17 protein-coding genes are annotated in these 18,267 nt (G+C 73.4%); 11 read left to right on the top strand and 6 right to left on the bottom strand.

Going from position 1 to position 18,267, the window contains the following annotated elements; translation table 11 throughout:
- Positions 1-8 precede the first annotated feature (8 nt).
- The 5 genes from HS045_RS22375 to HS045_RS22355 form a co-directional block, all read right to left on the bottom strand.
- Positions 9-1,007, bottom strand: a complete 999-nt coding sequence (locus HS045_RS22375) for a COX15/CtaA family protein (RefSeq protein ID WP_307827650.1) — start codon at positions 1,005-1,007, stop codon at positions 9-11.
- Positions 1,008-1,059: 52 nt separating this feature from the next.
- Positions 1,060-1,971, bottom strand: coding sequence for a DMT family transporter (locus HS045_RS22370; protein WP_196453380.1), 912 nt, complete (start codon positions 1,969-1,971; stop codon positions 1,060-1,062).
- A 154-nt stretch (positions 1,972-2,125) separates the two neighbouring features.
- Positions 2,126-3,595, bottom strand: a complete 1,470-nt coding sequence (locus HS045_RS22365) for a glycosyltransferase family 39 protein (RefSeq protein ID WP_307827649.1) — start codon at positions 3,593-3,595, stop codon at positions 2,126-2,128.
- Positions 3,596-3,641: 46 nt separating this feature from the next.
- Positions 3,642-4,427, bottom strand: a complete 786-nt coding sequence (locus HS045_RS22360) for an ABC transporter permease (RefSeq protein ID WP_196453379.1) — start codon at positions 4,425-4,427, stop codon at positions 3,642-3,644.
- A complete protein-coding gene (locus HS045_RS22355; protein WP_196453378.1) occupies positions 4,424-5,332 on the bottom strand; it encodes an ABC transporter ATP-binding protein in 909 nt (302 codons plus the stop codon). The genes HS045_RS22360 and HS045_RS22355 overlap by 4 nt, the downstream gene beginning before the upstream one ends.
- 202 nt (positions 5,333-5,534) lie before the next feature.
- On the opposite strand from HS045_RS22355, the gene HS045_RS22350 reads away from it, so the two are divergent.
- The 11 genes from HS045_RS22350 to HS045_RS22300 all read left to right on the top strand — a co-directional run bounded on the left by HS045_RS22350 (position 5,535) and on the right by HS045_RS22300 (position 16,660).
- The gene (locus tag HS045_RS22350) at positions 5,535-6,311 is read left to right on the top strand and encodes a VOC family protein (RefSeq protein ID WP_196453377.1); all 777 of its coding nucleotides are present in this window, start codon (positions 5,535-5,537) and stop codon (positions 6,309-6,311) included.
- Positions 6,312-6,431: 120 nt separating this feature from the next.
- Complete coding sequence (locus HS045_RS22345) at positions 6,432-7,706, top strand: multidrug effflux MFS transporter (protein WP_196453376.1); 1,275 nt, start codon at positions 6,432-6,434, stop codon at positions 7,704-7,706.
- Between the two features lie 105 nt (positions 7,707-7,811).
- Positions 7,812-8,531, top strand: coding sequence for a metalloregulator ArsR/SmtB family transcription factor (locus HS045_RS22340; protein ID WP_196453375.1), 720 nt, complete (start codon positions 7,812-7,814; stop codon positions 8,529-8,531).
- A complete protein-coding gene (gene sufB / locus HS045_RS22335) occupies positions 8,528-9,940 on the top strand; it encodes a Fe-S cluster assembly protein SufB (RefSeq protein WP_196453374.1) in 1,413 nt (470 codons plus the stop codon). The genes HS045_RS22340 and sufB overlap by 4 nt, the downstream gene beginning before the upstream one ends.
- Complete coding sequence (sufD, locus tag HS045_RS22330) at positions 9,940-11,061, top strand: Fe-S cluster assembly protein SufD (RefSeq protein ID WP_196453373.1); 1,122 nt, start codon at positions 9,940-9,942, stop codon at positions 11,059-11,061. The genes sufB and sufD overlap by 1 nt, the downstream gene beginning before the upstream one ends.
- Positions 11,058-11,375: a non-heme iron oxygenase ferredoxin subunit gene (locus HS045_RS22325; protein WP_196453372.1), complete on the top strand. Its 318-nt coding sequence runs from the start codon at positions 11,058-11,060 to the stop codon at positions 11,373-11,375. Before sufD ends, HS045_RS22325 begins: the two co-directional genes overlap by 4 nt.
- Before the next feature lie 42 nt (positions 11,376-11,417).
- Positions 11,418-12,149, top strand: coding sequence for a Fe-S cluster assembly ATPase SufC (gene sufC, locus HS045_RS22320; RefSeq protein ID WP_196453791.1), 732 nt, complete (start codon positions 11,418-11,420; stop codon positions 12,147-12,149).
- Positions 12,150-12,200: 51 nt separating this feature from the next.
- Positions 12,201-13,505: a cysteine desulfurase gene (locus tag HS045_RS22315; protein WP_374191410.1), complete on the top strand. Its 1,305-nt coding sequence runs from the start codon at positions 12,201-12,203 to the stop codon at positions 13,503-13,505.
- A gap of 73 nt (positions 13,506-13,578) precedes the next feature.
- Positions 13,579-14,013: a Fe-S cluster assembly sulfur transfer protein SufU gene (sufU, locus tag HS045_RS22310; RefSeq protein ID WP_196453789.1), complete on the top strand. Its 435-nt coding sequence runs from the start codon at positions 13,579-13,581 to the stop codon at positions 14,011-14,013.
- 64 nt (positions 14,014-14,077) lie between these two features.
- Entirely contained in the window at positions 14,078-14,446 is a 369-nt protein-coding gene (locus HS045_RS22305) for a metal-sulfur cluster assembly factor (protein WP_068899216.1), read from the top strand.
- Positions 14,447-14,821: 375 nt separating this feature from the next.
- Positions 14,822-16,660 carry a DEAD/DEAH box helicase gene (locus tag HS045_RS22300; protein WP_196453788.1) on the top strand — a complete coding sequence of 613 codons (1,839 nt, stop codon included), beginning with the start codon at positions 14,822-14,824 and terminating at the stop codon, positions 16,658-16,660.
- Positions 16,661-16,788: 128 nt separating this feature from the next.
- Here the strand turns inward: HS045_RS22300 and HS045_RS22295 are convergent, their stop codons facing one another.
- Complete coding sequence (locus tag HS045_RS22295) at positions 16,789-17,808, bottom strand: LacI family DNA-binding transcriptional regulator (protein ID WP_196453371.1); 1,020 nt, start codon at positions 17,806-17,808, stop codon at positions 16,789-16,791.
- Positions 17,809-18,267: the final 459 nt, after the last annotated feature.

Raw genomic sequence — 18,267 nt, 5'->3', positions numbered from 1 at the left:
CCGCGGGGTCACGCACGGACGGCGTCCGGGGCGGCCGCCTCGGACGCCCCGGCGGCGGGAACGCCCGCCGGGCCCCGGGAGCGGAGCGTGAAGACCACCCGCAGCGTGCAGATCCACACCAGGGTCGAGCCGAGCACGTGCAGGCCGACCAGGAACGCGGGCACCGCCAGGAAGTACTGGACGTAGCCGACGACGCCCTGCGCCAGCTCCACGGCCAGCAGCGTCAGCGCCGCCCGCCGCGCCGGGCCGGGCGCGCCGGTCACGTGCAGCGCGAACGCCAGCGCGAACGTCAGGCCCACCACGAGGTAGGCGGCGTCGGCGTGGATCCTGGCCACGGTCTCGATGTCGAAGGGGAACCGGGAGGCCAGGTCGTCCCCGGAGTGCGGGCCGGTGCCGGTCACGATCATGCCCGCCAGGATCAGCGCGAGCACGGCGCCGACCAGGACGGCCCCGAGCGTGCGGATGCCGGGGTGGACCAGCGGCTCCGGCGCGGCGTCGCCCTCTCCGGCACGGGCGTACAGCACGCAGGCCGCGGCCGTCATGCCGACGGAGAACAGGAAGTGCACGTTCACGGTGACCGGGTTGAGCGCGCTGTGCACCACCACACCGCCCCAGAACGCCTGGACGGCCACGCCGAACGGCTGGATCCAGGCCAGCCGGACCAGGACGCGCCGGCGCTCCGGCAGGCGGCGCGCGACGATCACGCAGGCCACCGCCACGACCAGCACCAGGAAGGTCAGCAGCCGGTTGCCGAACTCGATCGCCGTGTTGAGCGGCGAGATCCCGTCATGGGCGGCCGGGACGAAGCTGTCCGGGGTGCACTGCGGCCAGGTGGGGCAGCCCAGTCCCGACTTGGTCACCCGCACCACCGCGCCCGTCACCGTGATGCCCGCGTTGACGGCCACCATGATCAGGGCCCACAGGCGCATGGTGGCGGTCGTGGGCGACCACACGCTCAGGAAGGGGTGCGCGGCGCGCCGGGCGGGCCGGTCGAGGAGCTGGTTCACGGGTCACATGGTAGGCGGCGGGCGCGGTGGTCCCGCCGCTGGCCCGTCCCGGTCAGCGTGCGGCGCGGGTGGCCCCCACGCTGGCGGCGACCACGCAGCCGATGGCGGCCCACTCGCGCGCGTCGAGGACCTCCCCCAGGACGAGCAGGCCGACCAGGGCGGCCATGGCCGGCTCCAGGCTCATCAGGATGCCGAACACCCGCTTGGGCATCCGGCGCAGCGCCTCCAGCTCGATCGAGTAGGGGATGACCGACGACAGCAGCCCGACGCCCAGGCCGATCAGCAGCAGCTCCGGCTGGAGCAGGTCGGCGCCGCCGGAGGCGATGCCGAGGGGGGCCGACAGCAGGAAGGCGACGAGCATGCCGAAGGACACCCCGCCGGTGCCCGGGAAGCGCTGCCCCACCGCGGCCGCGAGCAGGATGTAGGCGGCCCAGCAGGCCCCGGCGGCCAGGGCGAAGCCGACCCCGACCAGGTCCAGCCCGGACGCCTGGCCCCAGGGCGCCAGCAGCGCGATGCCCGAGGCGGCCAGCGCGACCCAGAGCAGGTCCAGGCGGCGCCGCGAGGCGGCCACCGCCACGCCGAGCGGGCCGAGGAACTCGATGGCCACCGCGATCCCCATCGGCAGCCGGGCCAGCGCCTCGTAGAACGTCATGTTCATCAGGCCCAGCGCCGCGCCGAACGCGACGCCGACCCCCAGGTCGGCCCGGGTCAGCCCGCGCAGCCGGGGGCGGGCCACCACGCACAGGACCAGCGCGCCCATCCCGATCCGCAGCAGCACCACGGCGCTGGGCGGCAGGTGCGCGAAGAGCTCCTTGGCGAACCCCGCGCCGACCTGGACCGACAGGATGGCCAGCAGCACCAGGCCGGAGGGCGGGACGGCGTCCGCGGCGCTCCGCAGCAGCGCGCCCGGCCCGCGGCCCGGACGGTACGGCTCTGCTGCTCCCGGCAGGGCTTCGGCGGTCATCGCACTCCTTCAGGGGCTCTACGGCTGCATGCACCTTACTGTGCCGGGGTTCCGCCGGCCCGCCGGTCCCGCCGGGGCGCCCGCCGTCTCCGCGGTCCCGGCCGGCGGACGGGCCGGCGGACGGGTCGGCGGACGGGTCGGCGGACGGCCGCGCTCAGCCGCCGGAGGGCGACCGCCGGACGTACAGCGCCACCGTCATGCCGGGCACCCGGCCGGCATGCCAGGCCTTGACCCGGGCGAACCCGGCCCCGGTCAGCGCGTCGACCCTCTCGACGCGTGCGGCGGCCCCGGTGTCCCCGATCCAGACGACCCACACGCGCTGCCGCCCCTCGGTCGCCGCGGCGACGTCGTCCCGCTCCGGATAGCCGAAGGAGTCCGGCAGGGGGCCGGTCCCGTCGAGCAGCACGTCGTCGGGGAGCCGCCGCCCGCCGTAGTAGAGGAACCCCTCCCGCATCCGGGAACGCCCGTAGACGATCGCGTCGCCGGGCCGCGCCCCCTGCTCGATGATCCGGACCGCCCGGGGGAAGTTCTCCTGGCGCCCGTCCGGCCCACGCAGGTCCAGATGCCCCAGGTGCCCGGGGACGGCGCCCGCGACGAGGCCCGCCAGGGCGAGCGGCGCGGCGGCCCGGGGCAGCGAGGCGAGCGCGAGCCCGGCCAGCAGCGCGTAGGCGGGCACGGTCGCGAACAGGTAGCGGTCGACGTAGACCGGGGCGACCAGGTGGGAGACGGCGAACAGCAGGGCGGGCGGGAGCAGCGCCCAGCCCACCAGGCCCGCCGTCCAGTTGCCGGGGGCGCGCCGCCCGCGGGGGAGCAGCGCGAGCGCGGCGACCCCCGTCAGGATCCAGCCGGCGGCCGGGGTGCCGCCGACCATCTTCGGCAGCGCCAGGAAGACCGAGGGCTCGGGCAGCCGGATCCAGCTGACGGCGTGCCGCTCGGCGAACCCGACGGCCAGCCACACCGCGCCGGGAACGCAGCCGGCGCCCATCGCCGGCAGCACCCGGACCAGGACGCTCCTGCCGTACGGCACCGCGACGATCAGGTGGGCCGAGAGCGTGAGCAGCGCGAACACCTGGGTGGAGCCGAGCAGCGCGACGGCCGCGGCGTATCCCGCCCACCGGCGGCGGCGCCCCGGCTCCTCGACCGCCCGGTGCAGCGCCCAGGCGGCCAGCGCCGCCGCGGCCGCGGCGAAGGCGTAGGAGCGGGCGTTCTGCCCCTGGTAGGAGACCGAGGGCAGGGCCGTGTAGACCGCGGCGGCGAGCAGCCCCGCGGGCAGGGAGTGCAGCCGGCGTCCCAGGTCGGCCACGAGCACCGCGGCGGCGCCGGTGGCGAGGGCCGACGGCAGGCGCATCCACCACTCGGCCTGGCCGAATTCCAGCCACAGGTGCATGAACGCGTAGTAGGGCAGGAAGTGCCCGTCGATGTGCTGGGCCAGCTCCCACAGGCCCGCCGCGCTCCGGCGGACGGCGCTGTGGGTGGCCAGTTCGTCCGACGACAGGGAGGCCGTCCAGGAGCCGACGGCGGCGACGGCCGCGGCGATGATCCCCACGGCCGCGTACGGCCCGAGGACCCGCCCCGTGCGCCGTGCCGCCGGAGCGGCCGCGGACCGCGTTCCGGTGATGGTCACCGGGGGATGATAGAAGACCTCGCCCGACTCCGCGGAATGGCCGTGCCTACTCCCAGCGGAACGTCCGCGATGCGAGACCCAGCGTGAGGGCCGCCCAGGCCGCCAGGACGGCCGCGCCGGCCAGGGGCAGGCCCGAGCCGCCGGACAGGACCGCGCGGAGCCCGCCGGCCAGCGCGGAGATGGGCAGCAGCTCCAGCACCGGCTCCACCGCGTCGGGGAAGGCCGAGAGCGGGAAGATCACTCCGCCGCAGCCGAGCAGGAGCAGGTAGACCAGGTTGGCCCCGGCGAGCGTCGCCTCCGCGCGCAGCGTGCCGGCCATCAGCAGGCCGAGCCCGCTGAACGCGGCGGTGCCCAGCACGATCAGCGCCAGCGCCGCGAGCGGGGAGCCGCCGGGCCGCCAGCCCAGCGCGAGCGCCACCCCGGCGATGACCGCGACCTGCACGGCCTCGACCGCGACCACCGCGAGCGTCTTGGCCAGCAGCAGCCCGGTCCGCGACAGCGGGGTCGCGCCCAGCCGCTTGAGCACGCCGTAGCGGCGCTCGAAGCCGGTGGCGATGGCCTGGCCGGTGAAGGCGGTGGACATCACGGCCAGCGCGAGCACGCCGGGGGTGGTGAAGTCCACCCGGGAGCCGCCGCCGACGTCCACCAGCGGCGCGCTGGAGAAGCCGACGAGCAGCAGCACCGGGATGATCATCGTGAGCAGCAGCTGCTCGCCGTTGCGCAGCGTCGCCCGGATCTCCGCGCCCGCCTGGGCCAGCACCATGGCGGGCAGCGGCGCGGCGGCGCCGGCCGGGGTCAGGTCCGGCCCCGGCGCGGGGGTGTTCACGGTCATCGCAGCTCCCGGCCGGTCAGTTCGAGGAAGACGTCCTCCAGGGTGCGGCGCTCGATGCTGAGGTCGTCGGCGGTGACGCCCTCGGCGGCGCACCAGGCCGTCACGGTCGCCAGCAGCTCGGGGCCGACCTGCCCTTCGATGATGTAGTGCCCCGCGGGGGACTCCTTGGCCGCGCTGCCCGCGGGCAGCGCGGTGAGCAGTTCGTCCAGGGCGAGCCCCGGCCGGGCGCGGAAGCGCAGCTGCCGCTCGGCGCCGGTGAGCGAGGCGGGGGTGCCCTCGGCCACCACGCGGCCGTGATCGATGATCACCACGTGGTCGGAGAGCTTCTCGGCCTCGTCCATGTGGTGGGTGGTGAGCACCACCGACACCCCCGCGGCCCGCAGGGCGGCGACCAGCTCCCAGCAGGCGTGGCGGGCCTGGGGGTCCAGCCCGGCGGTCGGCTCGTCGAGGAAGACCAGCTCCGGGCGGCCGATCACGGCCGCGGCCAGCGAGACGCGCTGCTGCTGGCCCCCCGACAGCCTCCGGTACGGCGTGCGGGCGTGCTCGGCCAGCCCGAGCCGGTCCAGCAGCGCCGCCGGGTCGAGCGGGTGGGCGTAGAAGCGGGCCACCAGCCGCAGCCACTCGCCGCAGCGCATCGCCGGAGGCACGCCCCCGGACTGGAGCATCACGCCGACCCGGGCCCGCAGCTCCGGCCGGGCCGGGTCGAGGCCGAGCACGCTGACCGTGCCGCCGTCCGGGCGCCGGAAGCCCTCGCAGATCTCGACGGTGGAGGTCTTGCCCGCGCCGTTGGGGCCGAGCACGGCGGTGACCGCGCCGCGGGCGGCGCGCAGGCTCAGGCCGTCGATCGCGGTCGTTCGGCCGTACCGTTTGACCAGATCGATGATCTCGACGGCTGGGGAGTCCATGGCCATGAGTTTAGGGACTGTCCCGGGCGGTCCCGCTCGCGCCCTTCCCCGCGGAGCGGCGCGGGCCGGGCGGACGGCGGGCCGTCCACGCCCGGTAAAAGGCTTCGGGCGGATCCCGCCAAGTGCCCCGGCGGCCCGCCGGGGCCCCCTCACGCGCATGTCAGGCTGGGCGCGTCCGAGTCATGACCGACAGGGGGTCGGAGTGTCCGAGCGGAGCGGCTACCAGCCCGGCGTCCCGTGCTGGGTCGACCTGTCGAGCACCGACGTCACCCTGTCGGCGGGGTTCTACGGGGAGCTCTTCGGCTGGGAGCTGGCCGTCGACCCGCGCCCGGACTCCGGCGGCTACGGGCGGTTCACGCTCGGCGGCAGGGCGGTGGCCGGAGTGGCGCCGAGTTTCGGCGAGGGCGCGCCCTCGGTCTGGAACGTCCACGTGGCGGTCGACGACGTCGCCGCCACGGCCGCGAAGGTGCGCGCGGCGGGGGGCGGGGTCGTGCTGGAGCCCGTGCGGGTCTTCGAGCACGGCTGGACCGCCGCCTTCCGGGACCTCTCGGGCGCCTTCTTCATGGCCTGGCAGGCGGAGGAGATGCACGGCGCGGAACTGGTCGGCGAACCGGGCGCGTTCGCCTGGAGCGAGCTGGTCACCCGCGACACCGCGGCGGCGGAGGCCTTCTACCCGGCGGTCTTCGGCTGGGAGGCCCGGGAGGACGGCCGGGGCGGCGCGGAGCGCACCGAGTGGCGGGCGGGCGGGCGGCCCGTGGCCGGGATGGCGCCGATGGGCCCGCGGACGCCGCCGGACGTGCCGCCGCACTGGCTGACCCATTTCGCGGTCGCCGACCTCGGCGCCGCGGTGGCGAAGGTCGGGGAGCTGGGCGGTTCGGTCCTCACCGAGCGGGTGAGCACGTCCCGGGGACCCGCCGCCGTGGTGGCCGACCCGGAGTTCGCGCCCTTCGCGCTGCTCGCCCCCGACCGGCCCGGGTGACGCGGCCGCTTTTCGAAAAATCCGATATGGGGAATATCGGATGACCTGATCTCGTTGGGGACTCCCGGCCCCCGTGGGCCCACCGTGGCCCGTGGGGGCCTGTGAGGGACGGAGAACAGGATGACCGCGGCCGACGTCGCACCGGAGGAGTCCGTACGCCCGGAGACGCGAGGGGAGGCCGCGCGCCCGGGGGCGGCGCGGCGCGGCGGGCTGCTCCTGCTGCTGGTCCTGGGCGCCCTGTCGGCGATCGGGCCGCTCTCCATCGACATGTACCTGCCCGCGCTGCCCGCCATCACCGCCGAGCTGGGGACCGGACAGGCGCAGGTGCAGCTGACCCTCACCGCCTGCCTCATCGGCGTCTCGGCCGGCCAGATCGTGGCCGGCCCGCTCAGCGACGTGTTCGGGCGGCGCAGGCCGCTGGTGATCGGCATCACCGCCTACGCCGCGGCCTCGCTGCTGTGCGCCTTCGCGCCGTCGGTCGAGGGGCTGATCGGTTCCCGCCTGCTCCAGGGGATCGCGGGCGGCGCCGCGCTGGTGATCGTGCGCGCCGTCGTCCGCGACCTGTACGAGGGCGCCGCCATCGCGCGCATCTTCGCCACCCTCATGCTGGTCAGCGGGCTCGCCCCGATCCTCGCCCCGATCCTCGGCGCGCAGCTGATCGCGCACACCTCCTGGCGCGGGATCTTCGCCGTGCTGAGCGTCACGGGACTGGCGCTGCTGGCCGCCGCGCTCCTCGGCGTGCGCGAGACGCTCCCGCCCGGCGACCGGGAGCGCGGCGGGCTGCGGCAGACCCTCGTCACCTTCGGCCACCTGCTGCGCGACCGCTCCTTCCTGGCCTGCGCACTGGCCGGCGGCCTGGGGTTCGGCGCCCTGTTCGCCTACATCTCCGGCTCCCCGTTCGTGATCCAGGAGGTGTACGGGGCCTCGCCGCAGACGTACTCGCTGGTGTTCGCGCTCAACGCGCTCGCCCTGACCGCCGCGGCCCAGGCCGGCGGGCGGCTCGCCGGGCGCCGGGCGGCGCCCGCGCGGCTGATCACGGCCGGGCTGCTGCTGTACGTGGCCGGAGGCGCGGCGCTGGTCGTCGTGGCCGTCGCCGGGCTGCCGCTCGGCGCGCTGGTGGCGGGCCTGCTGGTGATGATGTGCGGCGCCGGCCTCGTGCTGCCCGGCACCGGGGCGCTGGCGCTGGCCGACCAGCCCCAGCAGGTCGCCGGGAGCGCCTCGGCGCTGCTGGGCGTCCTGCAGTTCGCGCTCGGCGGCCTCGCGGCCCCGCTGGTGGGGATCGGCGGCGGCGGATCGGCGCTGCCGATGGCCGTCGTGCTGGCGGCGTTCGCCGCCGCGGCCCTGGCCGCCTTCACCGGTCTGCGGCGGTCGGCCCGGAGTGTTTCCGCAGGTTAGGTAAGCCTTGCCTGCGTGATGTATTGCATTGGCAACGATCGGCCCTCCGGTTTGGCAGGGGGGAAGTAATTACGCCACACTGATGTTGTGAAATACGTGAACCGGATGTCGGACACACGGGAGGCCGCCGAAGCGCGGCACTCCGGCGTGCCCGCCGAGAGCGGCACGCGTGCGCGCGTCGCCCGGCTCATCCTGGAGCACGGACCCATCACCGCCGCCGCCCTCGGCGAACGGCTCGGGCTCACCCCCGCCGCCGTCCGCCGCCACCTGGACGCGCTGCTCGCCGACGGGATGATCGAACCCCGTACGGCGCGGCCCCGCGGGCAGCGTGGCCGGGGACGGCCGGCGAAACTGTTCGCCATCACCGACGCCGGGCGCAGCGCCTTCGAGCACGCCTACGACGGCCTGGCGGGAAGCGCCCTGCGCTTCCTGGCCGACCGCCTGGGCGAGGAGGCCGTGGCCGAGTTCGCGCGGTCGCAGGTGTCCGGGCTGGTCGGCCGCCTGCGCCCCGGGATGGACGAGGTCCCCGCCGACCAGCGGGTCCGCGTCCTGGCCGAGGCGCTCTCGGCCGACGGCTACGCCGCCTCGGCGAGCAAGGCCGAGGTCGGCGGCGAGCAGCTGTGCCAGCACCACTGCCCGGTGGCGCACGTGGCCGCGGAGTTCCCGCAGCTGTGCGAGGCCGAGACGGAGGCGTTCGCGCAGATCCTCGGCACTCCCGTGCAGCGGCTCGCGACCATCGCCCACGGCGACGGGGTGTGCACCACCCACGTGAGCCCGCCCCGTCATAGAACGATCGACGAATCGAGCAAGGAGACCGGAAGGTGACTGTCACCGACCGCCCGGAGCTGGAAGGCCTCGGGAATTACAAGTTCGGCTGGGCCGACTCTGACGTGGCCGGCGCCGCGGCGAGGCGAGGCCTGTCGGAGGAGGTCGTCCGCAACATCTCCGCGCTCAAGAACGAGCCGGAATGGATGCTGGACCTCCGGCTCAAGGGGCTGCGCCTCTTCGGCAAGAAGCCCATGCCGACCTGGGGCTCCGACCTCTCGGGCATCGACTTCGACAACATCAAGTACTTCGTGCGCTCCACCGAGAAGCAGGCGACCTCCTGGGACGAGCTGCCCGAGGACATCAAGAACACCTACGACAAGCTCGGCATCCCGGAGGCGGAGAAGCAGCGCCTCATCGCCGGCGTCGCCGCCCAGTACGAGTCCGAGGTCGTCTACCACAAGATCCGTGAGGACCTCGAGGAGAAGGGCGTCATCTTCGTCGACACCGACACGGGCCTGCGCGAGCACGAGGAGCTCTTCAAGGAGTACTTCGGCTCGGTCATCCCGGTCGGCGACAACAAGTTCGCCGCGCTGAACACCGCGACCTGGTCCGGCGGCTCCTTCATCTACGTGCCGCCGAACGTCAACGTCGAGATCCCGCTCCAGGCCTACTTCCGGATCAACACCGAGAACATGGGCCAGTTCGAGCGGACCCTGATCATCGTGGACGAGAACTCCTACGTCCACTACGTCGAGGGCTGCACCGCGCCGATCTACTCCTCCGACTCGCTGCACAGCGCGGTCGTGGAGATCGTCGTGAAGAAGGGCGCCCGCTGCCGCTACACGACCATCCAGAACTGGTCGAACAACGTCTACAACCTGGTCACCAAGCGCGCCGTGGCCTACGAGGGCGCGACCATGGAGTGGATCGACGGCAACATCGGCTCCAAGGTCACCATGAAGTACCCGGCCGTCTACCTGATGGGCGAGCACGCCAAGGGCGAGACGCTGAGCGTCGCCTTCGCCGGAGAGGGCCAGCACCAGGACGCCGGCGCCAAGATGGTGCACCTGGCGCCGCACACCTCCTCCACCGTCATCTCCAAGTCCGTCGCCCGCGGCGGCGGCCGCACCTCCTACCGCGGTCTGGTCCAGATCGAGGAGGGCGCGCACGGCAGCGCCAGCACGGTCAAGTGCGACGCGCTCCTGGTCGACCAGGTCAGCCGCTCCGACACCTACCCCTACGTCGACGTCCGCGAGGACGACGTGTCGATGGGGCACGAGGCCACCGTCTCCAAGGTCTCCGACGACCAGCTGTTCTACCTGATGAGCCGCGGCCTGGGCGAGGACGAGGCGATGGCGATGATCGTGCGCGGCTTCGTCGAGCCGATCGCGCGCGAGCTGCCGATGGAGTACGCGCTGGAACTGAACCGCCTGATCGAGCTGCAGATGGAAGGGGCCGTCGGCTGATGGGCCTGGAAACCAAACCCTTGTCGAGCCTGCACGCGAAGTCGTCCTATGATCCGGCCGACTTCGAGGTTCCGACCGGCCGCGAGGAGGAGTGGCGCTTCACCCCGCTCTCCCGGCTGAAGGGCCTGCACGACGGCACCGCCGCCGCCTCCGGCAGCGTGCTGGTGACCGTGGACGCGGCCCCCGAGGCCGCGGTCGAGACCGCCGGCCGCGGCGACGCCCGCATCGGCGCGGCCTACGTGCCGGCCGACCGGGTCAGCGCGCAGGCCTACGCCTCCTTCGAGAAGGCGACCGTGGTCACCTTCCCGCGCGAGGCGGTCGCCTCCGCGCCGACGGTGATCACCTTCACCGGCTCGGGCGAGGGCGCGGCCTTCGGCCACACCGTCGTGGTGCTGGAGCCGATGGCCGAGGCCGTCGTCGTCCTGGAGCACACCGGCAGCGCGGTCTACGCCGACAACGTCGAGTTCGTCGTCGGCGACGGCGCCACGCTCAAGGTCGTCAGCCTGCAGGACTGGGCCGACGACGCGGTGCACGTCTCCCACCACCACGCCCGGCTGGGCCGGGACGCGACCTTCCGCAGCTTCGTGGTCACCCTCGGCGGCGACCTGGTGCGGCTCTCGCCGTCGGTCGCCTACACCGCCCCCGGCGGCGACGCCGACCTGACCGGCCTGTACTTCGCCGACGCCGGCCAGCACCTGGAGCACCGCCTGCTGGTGGACCACTCGCAGCCCGACTGCAGGAGCAACGTGGTCTACAAGGGCGCGCTGCAGGGCGAGGGCGCCCACGCGGTCTGGATCGGCGACGTGATCATCCGGGTCGAGGCCGAGGGCACCGACACCTACGAGCTCAACCGCAACCTGCTGCTCACCGACGGCGCCCGCGCCGACTCGGTGCCGAACCTGGAGATCCTCACCGGTGAGGTCGCGGGGGCGGGCCACGCCAGCGCCTCCGGCCGGCTGGACGACGAGCACATCTTCTACCTGCAGGCCCGCGGCATCCCGTTCGACGAGGCCCGGCGCCTGGTCATCCGGGGCTTCTTCGCGCAGCTGCTGGAGAAGATCGAGCTCCCCGAGCTCCGCGAGCGCGTGTTCGCCAGGGTCGAGGCGGAGCTCGAGCGGTGACGTTCGAGACCGTCTGCAAGCTCGCCGACATCCCCGACGGGGGAGTGATCGGCGTCGAGGTCGGCGACACCCCCGTCGCCCTGGTCCGCCAGGGCGGCGAGGTCCACGCGCTGCACGACGTGTGCTCGCACGCCGAGGTCAAGCTCAGCGAGGGCGAGGTCTACGACGGCACCCTGGAGTGCTGGCTGCACGGCTCGTGCTTCGACCTGCGCTCGGGCAAGCCCACCGGCCCGCCCGCCAACAAGCCCGTTCCCGTTTACCGAGTCAAGATCGACGGCGACGACGTGCTCGTCTCGCTCTCGAAGGAGTCATAAGTGTCTGATTCGAGCCGAGTCCGCTCGGGGTCAACCCTTGAGATCCGCGACCTCCAGGTCGCCGTCGAGGACAAGCAGATCCTGCGCGGCGTCAACCTGACCGTGAGGGCCGGTGAGACGCACGCCATCATGGGCCCCAACGGCTCCGGCAAGTCCACCCTCGCCTACGCGATCGCCGGTCACCCGAAGTACACCGTCACCGGCGGCCAGGTCCTGCTGGACGGCGTCGACCTGCTCGAGCTGTCGGTGGACGAGCGCGCCCGCGCCGGCCTGTTCCTCGCCATGCAGTACCCCGTCGAGGTCCCCGGCGTCTCCGTCTCCAACTTCCTGCGCTCGGCGGTCACCGCGGTCAACGGCGAGGCCCCCAAGCTCCGCCAGTTCGCCAAGGACCTGAAGGCCGGCATGGACGCCCTGTCCATCGACGCCGCCTTCGCCCAGCGCAACCTGAACGAGGGCTTCTCCGGCGGCGAGAAGAAGCGTCACGAGATCCTCCAGCTGGAGCTGCTCAAGCCGAAGATCGCCGTCCTCGACGAGACCGACTCCGGCCTGGACGTCGACGCCCTGCGCGTCGTCTCCGAGGGCATCAACCGCTTCCGCGCCTCCGGTGAGACCGGCGTGCTGTTGATCACCCACTACACCCGCATCCTGCGCTACGTGAAGCCGGACTTCGTCCACGTCTTCGCCGCCGGCCGGGTCGTCGAGGAGGGCGGTCCCGAGCTCGCCGACAAGCTGGAGGCGGAGGGCTACGAGGCGTACACCAAGGCCTCCGCGTGAGACCGCTCGGACGGGCGGGGACGCGGCGGTGACGACGTGACGACGACGGCGGTGACGACGGTGACGACGACGGCAGGGAGCGGTGAGCGGCCGGTGAGCACTCCTGCGTTCGACGTGGACAGGATCAGGAAGGACTTCCCGATCCTCTCCCGCGAGCTGCCCGGCGGTCGGCCGCTGGTCTACCTCGACTCGGGCAACTCCTCGCAGAAGCCCACCCAGGTGATCGAGGCCATGCGCGAGCACCTGGCGGTGCACTACGGCAACGTGGGCCGCGCCATGCACGCCCTGGGCGCCGAGTCCACCGAGGCCTACGAGGACGCCCGGGACAAGGTCGCCGCCTTCGTCGGCGCGCCGAGCCGCGACGAGGTCGTCTTCACCAAGAACGCCTCCGAGGCGCTCAACCTGGTGGCCTACGCCTTCGGCAACCCCACCAACTCCGACCCCAGGTTCACCCTGGGGCCCGGCGACGAGATCGTCGTCTCGGAGATGGAGCACCACTCCAACATCGTGCCCTGGCAGATGCTGGCGGCGCGCACCGGCGCGACCCTGAAGTGGTTCCCCGTCACCGACGAGGGCCGCCTGGACCTGTCGGGCATCGAGGAGCTGGTCACCGAGCGCACGAAGATCGTGTCGGTCGCGCACCAGTCGAACGTGCTCGGCACGGTCAACCCCGTCGAGCCGATCCTCGCCCGGGTCCGGCAGGTCGGCGCCCTGCTCATGCTGGACGCCTCCCAGTCGGTCCCGCACAAGCCGGTCGACGTGGCCGCGCTGGGCGTCGACTTCCTGGCGTTCACCGGGCACAAGGCCGTCGGACCCTCCGGGATCGGCGTGCTGTGGGCCCGCGCGGAACTGCTGGAGGCCATGCCCCCGTTCCTGGGCGGCGGCGAGATGATCGAGGCGGTCTGGATGGACCGCTCGACCTACGCGCCCGCGCCGCACAAGTTCGAGGCGGGCACCCCGCCGATCGTCGAGGCCGTCGGCCTCGGCGCCGCGGTGGACTACCTGTCGGCGGTCGGCCTGGACGCGGTGGCCCGCCACGAGCGCGAGCTGACGGCGTACGCCCTCCAGGCGCTGGGCGAGCTGCCCGGCCTGAAGGTGATCGGGCCGCAGGACCTGCAGGACCGGGGCGGCACGGTCTCCTTCACCCTGCGGGGCGTCCACCCGCACGACGTCGGCCAGATCCTGGACGACGAGTTCGGCGTGGCCGTGCGCGTGGGGCACCACTGCGCCCGCCCCCTCCACCTGAGGTTCGGGATCCCCGCCACGACGCGGGCGTCCTTCTACCTGTACACCACAACGGCCGAGATCGACGCCCTGGTCCGCGGCCTCCACCACGTGCAGAAGGTGTTCGCCTAGTCATGCCGGCGCAGTCGAACCGGTGGACCGGCGGCCTGTCGTGCGCAGCGAACGAGAAGGTGAGCGCGACCCGATGATCGCCGAGTCCATGTACCAGGAGCTGATCCTGGAGCACTACAAGCATCCGCAGGGGCGCGGTCTGCGCGACCCCTTCGACGCCGAGGTCCACCACGTCAACCCGACCTGCGGCGACGAGATCACCATGCGGGTGAAGCTGGGCGACGGCGGCACGGTCGAGGACGTCTCCTACGACGGCCAGGGCTGCTCGATCAGCCAGGCCGCCGCCTCGGTCCTGCACGAGCTGGCCACCGGGTCGACCGTGCCGGAGACGCTGGCGGTGGTGGACGAGTTCACCCGACTGATGCAGGGCAGGGGCAAGGTGGAGGCCGACGAGGACGTGCTGGGCGACGCGGTGGCGTTCGCCGGGGTCGCCAAGTTCCCGGCCCGGGTCAAGTGCGCGCTGCTGGCCTGGATGGCCTACAAGGACGCGGTCGCGAGGAGCGCGTGACGATGAGCGAACCGGTCACGAACAGGGGAGTCCGTCTCTTTCGGACACCGGAGAAGGAGGCCCGATGAGCAGGCCCGTGGAGACGCCCACCGGGGCGTCGTACGACGGGGAGACGACCCTTGACGAGGTCATGGAGGCCCTCAAGGACGTCGTCGACCCCGAGCTCGGCATCAACGTGGTGGACCTCGGCCTGATCTACGGGGTCAACCTCGACCCCGCGGAGGCCGGGGCGCCGCCGGTGGCGACCATCGACATGACGCTGACCAGCGCGGCCTGCCCGCTGACCGACGTCATCGAGGAGCAGGCGCACTCGGCGCTGGACGGCATGGTCTCCGACGTGAAGATCAACTGGGTCTGGCTCCCGCCGTGGGGGCCCGACAAGATCACCGATGAGGGCCGCGACCAGCTGCGGATGCTCGGTTTCAACGTCTGAGCACCCTCGTCTCCGGTACGGCTCGCGGCTTTTCGGGTTGCGGGCCGTACCGGAATGTGTGAGAGAATGCCATGCGCCGGGAAGAAACGCCCGGTGCGGAGCGTTGTCTCCATCGACGGACAAGCGTCCGCCCCTCAACGGCGTGCGCCCCGACCGACCCGGCACTGCGAACGCCGGGAATGCTTGATCGTGGTTTGACTGCGTGCGGGTAAGCTACACCCGCCCCGTGCGGTGCGCCTCGACTTGCACCGCACCACCGCCCCTCCGAAGTGGGCGTCGACCGAGCGCGGCCTCACGGCCGCGCGCTCCAGGCTCGTCCTTTCGCAGAAGTGACGTGCCCCGTTCTTCTACCGAAAGGCACGAGTCTTCGTGACCATGCTCGACGCTGCCCTGCCCGAGAACATCGATGTCATCGACGTCCCCGAGATCCCCGACGGCGTCTCCGAGTTCACCCTCCTCGGCCTGCCGAAGCCCCTGGTGACCGGCCTGTCCCGGCAGGGCATCGACAGCCCCTTCCCGATCCAGCGCGCCACCATCCCCGACATCCTGTCCGGGATCGACGTGCTCGGTCGCGGCCAGACCGGGTCCGGCAAGACGCTGGCCTTCGGCCTGCCGATGATGGCCCGCATCGCCGGGCGCAAGGCCCGTCCGGGCCACCCGCTCGCCGTCGTCCTGGTGCCGACCCGTGAGCTGGCCATGCAGGTCACCGACGCGCTGGAGCCGCTCGGCCGGGGCCTGTCGCTGCGGATGAAGACCGTCGTCGGCGGCATGTCCATGGGCCGCCAGATCGAGGCGCTGCGCCGCGGCGTCGAGGTCGTCGTGGCGACGCCCGGCCGGCTGACCGACCTGATCCAGCAGGGCGAGTGCACCCTGGACGAGGTCCAGGTGAGCATCCTGGACGAGGCCGACCACATGTGCGACCTCGGCTTCTTCCCCGTGGTCAGCGCGATCCTGCAGCAGACCCCGGCCGACAGCCAGCGCCTGCTGTTCTCCGCCACCCTCGACGGCGACGTGGACAAGCTCGTCCGGCGCTTCCTGACCGACCCGGTCACCCACTCGATGGCCCCGGCGGCCTCCTCGGTGGACACCATGGAGCACCACGTCCTGGAGGTGCACCGCGACGACAAGTTCCCGGTGACCGCCGAGATCGCCAACCGCGAGGGCCGGACGATCATCTTCGTCCGCACCCAGCACGGCGTGGACCGCCTGTGCAAGCAGCTCGCCCAGGTCGGCATCAAGGCCGGCGGCCTGCACGGCGGCAAGCGCCAGAACCAGCGCACCCGCATCCTGGCGGAGTTCAAGGAAGGCGCGATCAACGTCCTGGTCTGCACCGACGTCGCGGCCCGCGGCATCCACGTCGACAACATCAGCCTCGTGCTGCACGTCGACCCGCCGCAGGACCACAAGAGCTACCTGCACCGCGGCGGCCGCACGGCCCGCGCCGGGGAGAAGGGCACCGTCCTGACGCTGGTGCTCCCCAACGAGCGCCGCTCCACCGACGCGATGACCCGCCGCGCGGGCATCAAGCCGTTCCGCCTCAAGGCCACCCCCGGCCACCCGCGCCTGGAGGAGATCGCCGGGGCCCGGCGGCCCAGCGGCGAGCCGATCCCGGTCTGGGAGCCCGCGGCCCCCGCGGCCAAGCAGCGCCAGCGCCGTGAGGGCTTCGGCGGCGGAGGGGGCCGCGGCCCGCGCCGGTTCCGCGACCGGTTCGAGGGCGAGGGCCGCCCGGCCCGCGAGCGCTCCTTCGGTGACGACAACCGCGGCGGCGACCGTCCTTCCGGCGGCTACCGCGGCGAGCGTCCGGCGGGCGAGCGCGACTCCTTCCGCGGCGACCGCCCCTCCGGCGGCTACCGCGGCGGCGACCGTCCTTCCGGCGGCTACCGCGGCGGCGACCGTCCTTCCGGCGGCTACCGCGGCGAGCGTCCGGCGGGCGAGCGCGACTCCTTCCGCGGCGACCGCCCCTCCGGCGGCTACCGCGGCGGCGAGCGGCGCGAGCCGTTCCGCTCCGACCGCCCGGCCGAGGGCGGCCACCGCGGCGAGCCGTTCCGCGGCGGCGACCGCCCCTCCGGCGGCTACCGCGGCGAGCCGTTCCGTTCGGACCGTTCCGCGGGCCAGGGCGAGTTCCGCGGCGGCGAGCGCCGCTCGGAGCGTCCCGGCGGCGGCTACCGCGGCGGGCGCGGCGACCACTCCGGCGGTTCGCGGTACGGCCGCTGATCACCGCCTGATCCCGTGAGGGCCGGTACGGCGATGCCGTACCGGCCTTCCGCGTGCCGGGGAGGGGGTCCGCCGCTCCCGACGGCGGACCCATCGCCCGCGGCCTCGCGCGTGCCGGGGAGGGGGGCTCAGCCCGGCGGGGGCGGAGCGGTGCTGCCCCGGGGGACGAGCCGGGCCGCCTCGTCCTCGAAGGCCGCGGTCTCCTCACCGGCGATCAGCGCCAGCAGGGTCCGGGCGGCGCGGGCGCCGTAGGAGGGGATGTCGCGGGTCAGCGCGGTCAGGGCGGGCCGCACGACCTGGGAGAGCGGCGAGTCGTCCCAGGCCACGACGGACAGGTCCCGCGGCACGTCGAGCCGCATCTCCTGGGCCACCGACAGGCCGGCCACGGCCATTATGTCGTTGTCGTAGACGATCGCGGTCGGCCGGGCGGGGGAGCCGATCAGGCGCCGGGTGGCGCGCGCGCCCTCCTCTCCGGTGTAGTCGGTGTGCGTGATGGTGTACCCGATCACGCCGAGCTCCTGGCAGGCGCCGGTGAACGCCTGGTCGCGCAGGACGGTGTGGACCAGCTCGGGCAGCCCCGCGACCCGGGCGATCCTGCGGTGCCCGAGCGCCACGAGGTACTCGACGGCCTCGCGGACGGCGGCGGTGTCGTCGGACCAGACGGGCACCAGCGAGCCCGCCTCCGACGGGTGGCCGACCACCACGGCCGGCAGGCCCAGCTCCTCCAGCTCGGTGATGCGCGGGTCGGCGAAGCGCAGGTCGACCAGGATCGCGCCGTCCACCCGGCGCTCGCCCCACCAGCGGCGGTAGATCTCCATCTCCTGCCCGGGATCGGCCACCACCTGGAGCATCAGCGCGTAGGACCGGGCGGAGAGCTCGCCCTCGATCCCGCTGATCAACTCCATGAAGAACGGTTCCATGCCCAGGACGCGGGCCGGGCGGCAGACGGTCAGGCCGACGCTGTTGGCCCGCGCGCCGTTGAGCGCCCGCGCCGCGCTGTTGGGCCGCCAGCCGATCTCCTCGGCGATGGCCTTGATGAGGGCCCGTTTCGCCTCGGACACCCCCGGCCGGTCGTTCAGCGCGTAGGAGACCGCCACTTTGGAGACGCCCGCCTGACGGGCGATGTCGGCGATCGTCGGTCGCTTCACCCAGCCCCCTGATTGAACCGGTTAGCCATTGTGTCGAGCCGACCTTACCGCCTGCGTGAACGTGGGGTGCCGCCGATCCCGCGACCGGAGGCGGCGTCCGGTGCCCCCGTGCCGGTTCCGGTGAATCGGAGGAGGTCCGCGCCGCCTTTCCCGGCGGGGGCGCGGAGTCGTGCATATCGAACGCGTCACGGCTATTGACGCCAGGGTTACGTGGAATTTACGTTCGCGGTACTTATCCGGTTCAGTTGAATCTGGCGGATCGGGGCGCGACGGGCCGGGTGGGCCGGTACGGCGCGCCGCGGAACGCCGGCGGCGGCCGGTTCGGGAGCGGGGCGCGCCTGCCCCGCAGATGAATTGGGAGCGCTCCCAGGTCCGGAGGGCCACGGCCCTCCGGACTTCTCTATCGGGGTCTGTGACGACGTTCGGACCTCCGCCGTCCCGGCGGGGGAAGGAGAAACG

It is taken from the genome of Planomonospora sp. ID82291, assembly GCF_015711645.1.
Taxonomy (GTDB): Bacteria; Actinomycetota; Actinomycetes; order Streptosporangiales; family Streptosporangiaceae; genus Planomonospora.
This window is presented reverse-complemented; position numbering and strand designations above follow the sequence as displayed.